This window comes from Paenibacillus agaridevorans (assembly GCF_003112455.1).
In the GTDB taxonomy this organism is placed as follows: Bacteria; Bacillota; Bacilli; order Paenibacillales; family Paenibacillaceae; genus Pristimantibacillus; species Pristimantibacillus agaridevorans.
Genome location: NZ_BDQX01000138.1, coordinates 14878 through 23122, shown reverse-complemented (window position 1 = coordinate 23122; position 8245 = coordinate 14878). Strand labels below are relative to the sequence as shown.

General features: G+C 54.9%; 8 protein-coding genes. All 8 read left to right on the top strand.

Annotated features, from left to right (window positions below):
• Positions 1–271: DUF1256 domain-containing protein (locus PAT3040_RS13460; protein WP_146200423.1), on the top strand; the 271-nt coding region annotated here is incomplete at its 5' end.
• 54 nt (positions 272–325) lie between these two features.
• Positions 326–1177: an alpha/beta fold hydrolase gene (locus PAT3040_RS13455; protein WP_087571158.1), complete on the top strand. Its 852-nt coding sequence runs from the start codon at positions 326–328 to the stop codon at positions 1175–1177.
• A gap of 89 nt (positions 1178–1266) precedes the next feature.
• Positions 1267–1932: a DUF6483 family protein gene (locus tag PAT3040_RS13450; RefSeq protein WP_108993060.1), complete on the top strand. Its 666-nt coding sequence runs from the start codon at positions 1267–1269 to the stop codon at positions 1930–1932.
• On the top strand, positions 1932–3122 hold the full coding sequence (locus PAT3040_RS13445; protein ID WP_108993059.1) for a class I SAM-dependent methyltransferase: 1191 nt from the start codon (positions 1932–1934) through the stop codon (positions 3120–3122). Before PAT3040_RS13450 ends, PAT3040_RS13445 begins: the two co-directional genes overlap by 1 nt.
• Positions 3123–3225: 103 nt before the next feature.
• A complete protein-coding gene (locus PAT3040_RS13440) occupies positions 3226–4905 on the top strand; it encodes a histidine kinase N-terminal 7TM domain-containing diguanylate cyclase (protein ID WP_256975964.1) in 1680 nt (559 codons plus the stop codon).
• A gap of 393 nt (positions 4906–5298) precedes the next feature.
• Positions 5299–6381, top strand: a complete 1083-nt coding sequence (locus PAT3040_RS13435; RefSeq protein ID WP_087571154.1) for an HD-GYP domain-containing protein — start codon at positions 5299–5301, stop codon at positions 6379–6381.
• Positions 6382–6547: 166 nt separating this feature from the next.
• On the top strand, positions 6548–7711 hold the full coding sequence (locus PAT3040_RS13430; protein ID WP_108993058.1) for a thiamine-phosphate kinase: 1164 nt from the start codon (positions 6548–6550) through the stop codon (positions 7709–7711).
• Between the two features lie 10 nt (positions 7712–7721).
• Positions 7722–8219, top strand: a complete 498-nt coding sequence (gene tsaE, locus PAT3040_RS13425) for a tRNA (adenosine(37)-N6)-threonylcarbamoyltransferase complex ATPase subunit type 1 TsaE (RefSeq protein WP_373863942.1) — start codon at positions 7722–7724, stop codon at positions 8217–8219.
• The last annotated feature ends 26 nt before the right edge of the window (positions 8220–8245 follow it).

Genomic DNA, 8245 nt, shown 5'->3' with positions numbered 1-8245 from the left:
CTCGCTGACCGTTATCGCGATCGATGCGTGTCTCGGCAAGCCGCAATCGATCGGCGGCTACATGCTAGGGAGCGGCCCCCTGCAGCCGGGAGCGGCGACGGGACGCCAATTGCCGCCGATCGGCGACTACGCCATCGCAGGCGTCGTCAATCGGTTCGGCCCCAAGGCATACGGCATGCTGCAGACCACTTCGCTGCATCTTGTCATGGGTATGGCGAGAGAGATTGTTTCAGCTATTAACGAAGCGTGGTATATCCATAATAAGCAATAACATTCTTCCGGTAGACGGGGGGATGGGCATTACACCCATGAGGAGGGATTTCGTATGAATGGCAAACCTGGCATTGACGCACAGACAATCTCTATCGCGAACAGTTCCGTAACGCTCGGCAGCGGTCTCGAGCTCTCGTATTACGATTCGAAGGGCATGGGGGCGGAGGAACCGGTATTGGTGCTTCTGCACGGTTACTGCGGAAGCTCCTCGTACTGGGAACAAATCATCGCCGAGCTGGCGCGGCACGCAAGAATAATCGCGCCCGATGCAAGAGGCCATGGCATCAGCGCGGCTCCAGCCGATGAAATATATTCGATGGAAGCATTCGCAGGCGATGTGGAGGAGCTGCTGGGACAGCTTGGCATCGGCGAGGCCGTCATGATCGGCCACTCGCTTGGAGGGTATATAACGCTTGCTTATGCGGAGCAGTACGGAGGCAGGCTGACCGCGTTCGGACTCCTGCATTCCACGACGCTTCCGGACAGCGATGCCGCAAAAGAAAACCGTGACAAAGCGATTGCGACAATCGAGGGAGATGGGGTCGACGTCTTCGTCGAAGGACTCGTGCCCAAGCTTTTCGCCTCCGATCGGTTGGAAGAGCTTGATATGCAGGTGGCAAGAGGCAAGGAGATCGGACGAGGAACGTCGCAGCATGGAGCGGCGGCTACGGCACGAGGCATGAAGGAACGTCCCGATCGGGGTTCCGTCATTCGAGACGCGTGGGTTCCTGTGCTGATCGTGGCCGGCGGGAAGGATGGCGTTATTCCGGCCGAGAGCGCGTTCGCCGCGACAGGCGGGAAGACGACAATCGTAGAGCTTGGGGAAGCCGGACATATGAGCATGCTGGAATGTCCGGAGGATCTGAAGACGGCCATCCGGGATTTTCTCGGAAGCTTGCGCTAGTTTGCCGTCCACTATTATAAAGTAGAAAGCCGGAGCCGGCCGTCGTTCGCCATGAACGCGCCGGCTCCGTATTTGGGGGAGGAATAGCGTTGTTCCAAAGGGATTATTTCATGCGCATGATCTCGCAGATGACGGAAGCCATTGGTCAGATTATGAACCTGCGCCGGGAGCGGAAGCAGGAGGAAGGCCTTCTCGTTATCGACGAGCTGCTGGACAAGGAATTTCGACTGAGCAGCAAGCTGATCCGCTCGCTATCGGATGACGACCTGATCAAGGTCATGTCTACGAATGGCCTTCCGGACACCGATCATCTGCAGGCGATCGCGATATTGCTGAAGCAGGAAGCGCTACTCCAAGCAGAGCTCGGCAAAGAAACGGAGAGCTTCGCCGGCTATGTCAGGTCGCTTCGATTGTTCATCCGATTATCGCTGCTGGAAGCAGAGCCGACGCTGGTGCAGCCGGATGACGAAGTGAGGGATCTGCTGGAGACGCTTCGTCCCTTTGAGCTGCCTGTTCCCGCAAAGCGGCTACTGATGGAGTGGCATGAAGCGGGAGGTCGTTTCGCGGATATGGAGAACATCATGTACGAGCTGCTTGAGGATATGGCATTGTCCGCGGCGGACGCAGCGGCTGTCTATGAGCGGCTGCTGCTGCTGGATGACGGCAAGCTTGTCCAGGGCGGCCTGCCCCGGGAAGAAATCAGGCAAGGATTAACGGATTTGTCCGTCAACCATATGAGGAGTGAGCAGGGTTAATGAGCGAAACAGGGCAAGAGGAATGGCAGCGGACCGTAGCGGAATGGATGGAGAGAGGGGAACTGCTTCACGCTACGCTAAGCCAGCCGCGGCGAAGGGATGACGACACGCCGCCTAAAACCGTCGTAAGGCCGGTTGCCATGAAGGATGGGCTGCATTATCAATTCGAGTCTCATTACAAGGCAAAGGTGCTCCATCGAAACCTGAAGGAGGAAGAGGCTTCCGAAACCTTATTGTCGCTGTTAAAGGGCGATTACAGGCAGGCGTTAATAAAGACGCCGCAAGCAGACGTCCAATTGCTTTTTAGCAAGAAGGGGAAAGCTGCGGTTCGCCGTCTGGCTCCAACCGCAAAGAGCTCCGTTCCCATGGAGCATAATCGCAAGAAGCGCCGCGTACTGGAGGAAGGCTCGCCGGTGCCTTTCCTTGTGGAGCTGGGCATCATGACGCCGGAGGGCCGGGTGCACGCCAAGAAGCAAGACAAGTTCCGACAGATCAATCGATTTCTCGAGATGGTTTCGGATGTGCTGGATGATCTGCCTGCCGGACGGGAGCTGCGGATTGTCGACTTTGGCTGCGGGAAGTCTTACCTGACCTTTGCGCTGTATCATTTGCTGGCGGTAGAGCTGGGCCGGCCGATCTCCGTAGTGGGACTTGATCTGAAGGCGGACGTCATTCAGTTTTGTTCGGAGCTTGCGGGTAAGCTGGGTTATGACCGGCTGCAATTCCTGGTCGGCGATATCGCGGAGTACGAAGGTCTGACATCGGCGGATATGGTTGTGACGCTGCATGCCTGCGATACCGCGACCGATGCCGCGCTGGCCAAAGCAGTGGGATGGGGAGCCTCCGTCATCATGTCCGTGCCTTGCTGCCAGCACGAGCTCTTTGGTCAAGTCGAGAGCGAAGTGCTGGCTCCGATCTTGTCCCAAGGTCTGCTCAAGGAGAGATTCGCCGCCTTGGCGACGGATGCCGTCAGAGGACAGCTGTTGGAGACGCTGGGTTACAAGGTTCAGATGCTGGAGTTCGTCGATCCGGAGCACACGCCCAAAAATCTGTTGATTAGAGCTGTAGTCTCTGGTCGCAAAGAACTATCTCTGTCTAAATGGCAGGAGTATGAGGCATTCAAGTCGTTCCTTGGACTCTCTCCCGCGCTGGAGAGAATGCTACCGGGAGCATGGCCCGTTTCCAGGTAAAAATAGTTTCCATCCAACAAATAGGCAATTGTCGCGAGTAATAACATTTGCTACAATGGAAATAGATGGCTACCAAACGAATGGGTGAATCTTATTGGATTGGATGATCTGGCTCGATTTCAGCATGTTTCTGATACTTGCGGCCCTGTTTCTGTATGTGTTTTCCTCAAGCACGGTTACGGTTTTGCATCGCATTTATCTCTTGCTCCACGTCGTTTTCATCATGTGGCCTCTGTTCCAGTTCGCATCGCAGACGACATCCGAGACTTCCTTTAGGATCTTGTACCTATCGGCTTCCTACATAGGACTTTCGATGCTTGGAGTCGGCTGGCTTGTCTTCATCCTTTACCTGTCAGGACAGTCCTACGTCATTCGCAAGAGCAGGATGTTGGTTCTGGCGATTCCCGCCTTTCTGTCGGTTGCAGTCGTGTGCTGGAATCCGGCAGGCATGTTCCTGCAAATCAACAACGAGTTGGGGCCCGTCAAGCAGTTGCAGCACGGTCCGCTTTATTGGGTCATGATCGGACAGCTCTTGCTTTATCTATCCGTGTCGCTGATTTTATTGATTCATAAGCTTCGAATGAAAGACGAATCTACTCGGCAACGTCAGATGGTCCGGACGGCATTGATCGGATTGTTTATGTTGGCGTTTTTCGCGATTGGAGATCTGCTCGTCAACATCTATTTCATCGATCTTCTGAACAACTACATTCCGCTCATCTCTATCGGCCTGACAACGACGGCCGTCTATATCGTAAATGCGATCAGCCGGAACCGGGTGTTCGACATCATCGGCATTGTGCAGCGCGACGTCATGAATACGATGTCAACGGGCATTCTTGTCATGGACGAGAACGACGTTATTCTGGAGATCAACAAAATGCTGCAACCGATACTAAAGCTGCGAATCGGGGATTTCTTCCAGCCGTTTTCGCTTGCAGCGCAATTTAAGGATGAGCCGGCCAGGCAGCTGCTGGCGCTCTTTGAGTCTCAACGAATGCGTCCCATGGAGCGGCTGGAAGTGGAGCTTAACATCAATTTCAACGACATCTGCTACGTGGTCGTGCAGTCGGCCCCGATATTGGACGGGAAGAAGCGAATAATCGGCCGCGTCTTGACCTTTCAGGATGTAACGGAGCTTAGAATGCTGGTAGAAGAGACGAATTCCCAGAACGAGCTGCTGCAGCAACGGAACAAAGAGCTTCTCGTTATGCAGGACGAGCTGTCCCAAGCGAACAGGAAACTGGAGCAAATGGCGATTACGGACGGCCTTACGGGCTGTTTCAATCGCAGATACTTGCTGCAGCAGCTCGAAAGCGAGATCGTATCGAATATCCGGTACGGCATTCCGTTTTCCTTGTTTATCTTCGATCTGGACCATTTCAAGATGATCAACGATCGTTTTGGCCATCTTGCCGGCGACGAAGTATTATGCAGCACGGTACAAGCCGTACGAAGAGTACTGCGTCCGACGGATGTGCTGGCCAGATTCGGCGGGGAAGAATTCACGGTCTATTTGCCCCATACGAATCGGGAGCAGGCCGACCTTATCGCGGAGCAGGTCAAGATGACTGTGGAGCAGAACAAGGTGCCGTCCGGCATTGGTGACGGAGTTGTCTCCGTGACGATCAGCATGGGCGTTAGAACGATCGACCGGTTCGATCTGGACAATCTGACTGATCCGAAGTCTTATCTGCGCGAACTGATGGCAGAAGCGGATGCTGCATTGTACGAAGCGAAGTATAGCGGACGCAACCGGATCGTTAAGAGCAAGCTGGCGTAAGCGGATTGCTCCGAGCGAGAGAGGGATGACAGCAGATTGACTGCTTCGTCCTTTTTTTTCCACTTTTCGTGTTCAGATTTTGTTCAGAAGGTTGTGCTTCATCCGGGCCAAGTGGATATTAGCTACATAGTCAGACGTTATGATGTTTGCTAATATATAAATGCATGTTCAAAAAGTTCGGTTTTCAGCACCGAGAAGATGGAACGAAAGTAGAAGCTGAGGAGCAGAGCGTAGTGGAAACTACGTGAGCACCGGAAGTTTCGCTTGCGTTCCATATTCGATGTCGATTAGGCTTCGTGGCATACTTCGTGATCAAAGGCGGACTTTTTGAACTACCTCTTAGAGGTTCACCTTCGCGGATAAAGACTCACAATGAAGGCAGGTATACACAAAATGAGAAAAGTGCAGCTAGCAATGGCGAAGCCGGGGGATCGGATTGCCAGATCGATCTTTCAAGAGAATGGCAACGTCTTGCTCGGGACCGGAGTTGAATTGAACGAGCGATACATCGAGCGACTTCGCAACATCGGTATCGACTTTCTATATATTGAAGACGGGCTTTCCGAGGACATTGAACCTGAGGAGACGATTCGGGACGAGACACGGACGAAGGCTGTCAATGAAATTTATAAAACCATGAATTCCTTCAAAGACGAGGTCGTGACCAAAGGTCGGACGATTGCTCCCGATATAGGGCGCAATTTTCGCGCGGTGTTCGGCAACATCATGCAGGATCTTGCTACTCGACCGAATATGCTGGTCAATCTGTCGAGTATTCATTCCATGGACGCCTATTTGTTCCAACATTCCTTCAATGTAGCCGTATTGTCCGGCATTATGGGAATCGCCAAGGGATTCAATCGGAATCAATTGGAGGAGCTGGGCGTAGGCGCTCTGCTCTTTGACATCGGCATGACGAAGCTGCCGCCGGAGCTGCTGAGCAAGACGGGACGTTATACGAAGGAAGATATGGAGTTGATGCATTCGCATCCCAAGCTGGGCTTCGATATTTTGCGCAAATATCACGATATCTCCATCGTATCCGCGCACTGCGCTTTGCAGCACCACGAACGATTCAACGGCATGGGGTATCCGCGAAACTTGAAAAAGGATGAAATTCATATATATGCTCAGATCGTCGGACTGGCCGACACCTATGATGCGCTCGTATCGCCGCGTCTGCATCGCAAACGTTATACAACAAGCGAGGCTATCGAATTTCTATTCGCTTCCGGCGGCACGTTCTTCGATCTGGAGCTGATCAAGCTGTTCTGCAGCCATATCTCGGTATACCCCGTGGCGACGACGCTTCAGCTGAATACAGGTCAAGTTGTAGTGGTGACAGAAAATAACCAGCTTGCGGTGCATCGCCCCAAAGTGCGCGTCATTATGGAGGCGGATGGGACTTTGCCCAAGTCCCCGTACGAGATCGAGCTTAAGGATCAGCTTCATATTACAATAGTGAAGGAGTTGTAATAACGAGAGAGATGCGCTGGCGATTGCGGCGCGTAACGGATGCCTCCCCCGCTAATCGGCAGAAGCCGCGGCGTAGGAGGTTTTTTGTCTATATCGCAAGCTTTGAATCCTGCGCCGTTTAGGGTAGAATGGGGGGATATAAGAAGAGAAAAGGGAGATTGTCGGTGTGGATGAGTTTGCTAGCATAACGCATTGGACGGGGCGTCGGCAGTCGGCGGAATGGCAGCGCGCGCGAGGCGTGTTGCTCGGCATCGGCGACGACGCCGCGGCTGTCGATATCACCGGGGCGAGCGACGGCATCCTTGGCGCCAAGCACATGGTGCTCGCGGTCGACACGATGGTGGAGAACGTGCACTTTAGCAGCGAGACGATGAGGGACGAAGACGTCGGCTACAAGGCTCTTGCCGCCAATGTGAGCGATATTGCCGCGATGGGCGGCGTGCCTCTGCATGCGCTCGTATCGGTCGCCGTGCCGAAGTCGTACGGTCCGGAGCGGATGCGGAGGTTGTACGACGGGCTGTACGAATGCGCCGAGCGCTATGGGGTGGCCGTGATCGGAGGCGACACGACGTCGTCGCCGGATCGGCTGGTTATATCCGTCACGCTGACGGGAACCGTCGAGGCGGGACGCGAGGTGCGGCGATCCGGCGCGAAGCCCGGGGAGGGCGTGTTTTTGACCGGCGCCGTGGGGCTGTCGGCGGCGGGGCTGCATCTGCTGCTCGCCGAGGCAGGCGGAGGCGGAGCTGCTGGTTCTGCGAAGCAGCGGTTGCAGGCAGGCGATGTTGAGGCGGGTCATGTCATGCCGCATGCGGAGGCGGGCTATCTTGAGCTGATACAAGGACAAGAGCAAGACGGTGAGCGGGAGACGGGGCAGAGCCGTGCTGCTCTTGTAGCGGCGCATCAGCGTCCCTCTCCGTCTGTAAGGGCCGGCAGGCTTCTGCTGGAGCATGGGTGCAGCAGCCTGAACGACGTCAGCGACGGAGTTGCCAGCGAGGCGTGGGAAATTGCGGAAGCTTCGGGGCTCCGGCTGGTCCTTCGTGAGAGCAGTCTCCCTTTGAACGATGCGCTTAAGGAGTATGGCGTCGATGCCTCTCTTAATCCGCAGGAGTGGATGCTCTACGGCGGCGAAGATTACGTGTTGCTAGGCACGATTGCCAAGGACAAGCTGGAAGAGGTTCGAGACGTTTTCCGCGAGGAAGGGCTTCCCTTTTTCGAGATCGGCGAGACGTTGGAGGGGCCGGTTGGCGTGGAGCTCGTCCGGGAGTCGGCACAAAGCGGCGATGAGCGGAATATTCCTGTGGCGAAGCGGGGGTATAATCATTTTGGATAATGAAGCGGTGATGGGGATGAAAGCTGGCAAGGCAGAGGCTGTTCAAGAAGTGGGCAGCTTGCAGGAAACGAAGATATGGGCGTCCAGACTGGCAGCTCTCGCAGGTCCGGGTACGGTCATCGCTCTCGACGGCGATCTCGGCGCGGGCAAGACCGCATTCTCTCAGGCGTTCGCCGCGGCATTAGGCGTTAGAGGCGTGGTAAACAGTCCAACTTTCACGATTATTAAGGAATACGAGGGGGAGAGCCTCCCTTTTTATCACATGGATGTTTATAGGTTGTCCGCTGATGAAGCGGACGAGCTGGGGCTTGACGAATATTTCTACGGCAACGGCGTCACGATTGTGGAATGGGCCAGTTTGATCGAAGAACTGCTGCCGCCTAATCGCCTGTCTATCTATATCGAGCATCTCGGAGGAGAAGCAAGGCGATTCCGGTTGACGGGATGGGGAGAGCCGTATGCGGAGTGGCTGGACAACGCTATGGAACAGGAGCAACTTGGACAATGAATAAGGCAGCATGGGCAGGGAGCGGC

Coding starts and splice junctions, on each gene's coding strand:
- PAT3040_RS13455 (WP_087571158.1), top strand. CDS start 326: ATGAATGGCAAACCTGGCATTGACGCACAGACAATCTCTATCGCGAAC.
- PAT3040_RS13445 (WP_108993059.1), top strand. CDS start 1,932: ATGAGCGAAACAGGGCAAGAGGAATGGCAGCGGACCGTAGCGGAATGG.
- PAT3040_RS13440 (WP_256975964.1), top strand. CDS start 3,226: ATGATCTGGCTCGATTTCAGCATGTTTCTGATACTTGCGGCCCTGTTT.
- PAT3040_RS13435 (WP_087571154.1), top strand. CDS start 5,299: ATGAGAAAAGTGCAGCTAGCAATGGCGAAGCCGGGGGATCGGATTGCC.
- tsaE (WP_373863942.1), top strand. CDS start 7,722: ATGGGGATGAAAGCTGGCAAGGCAGAGGCTGTTCAAGAAGTGGGCAGC.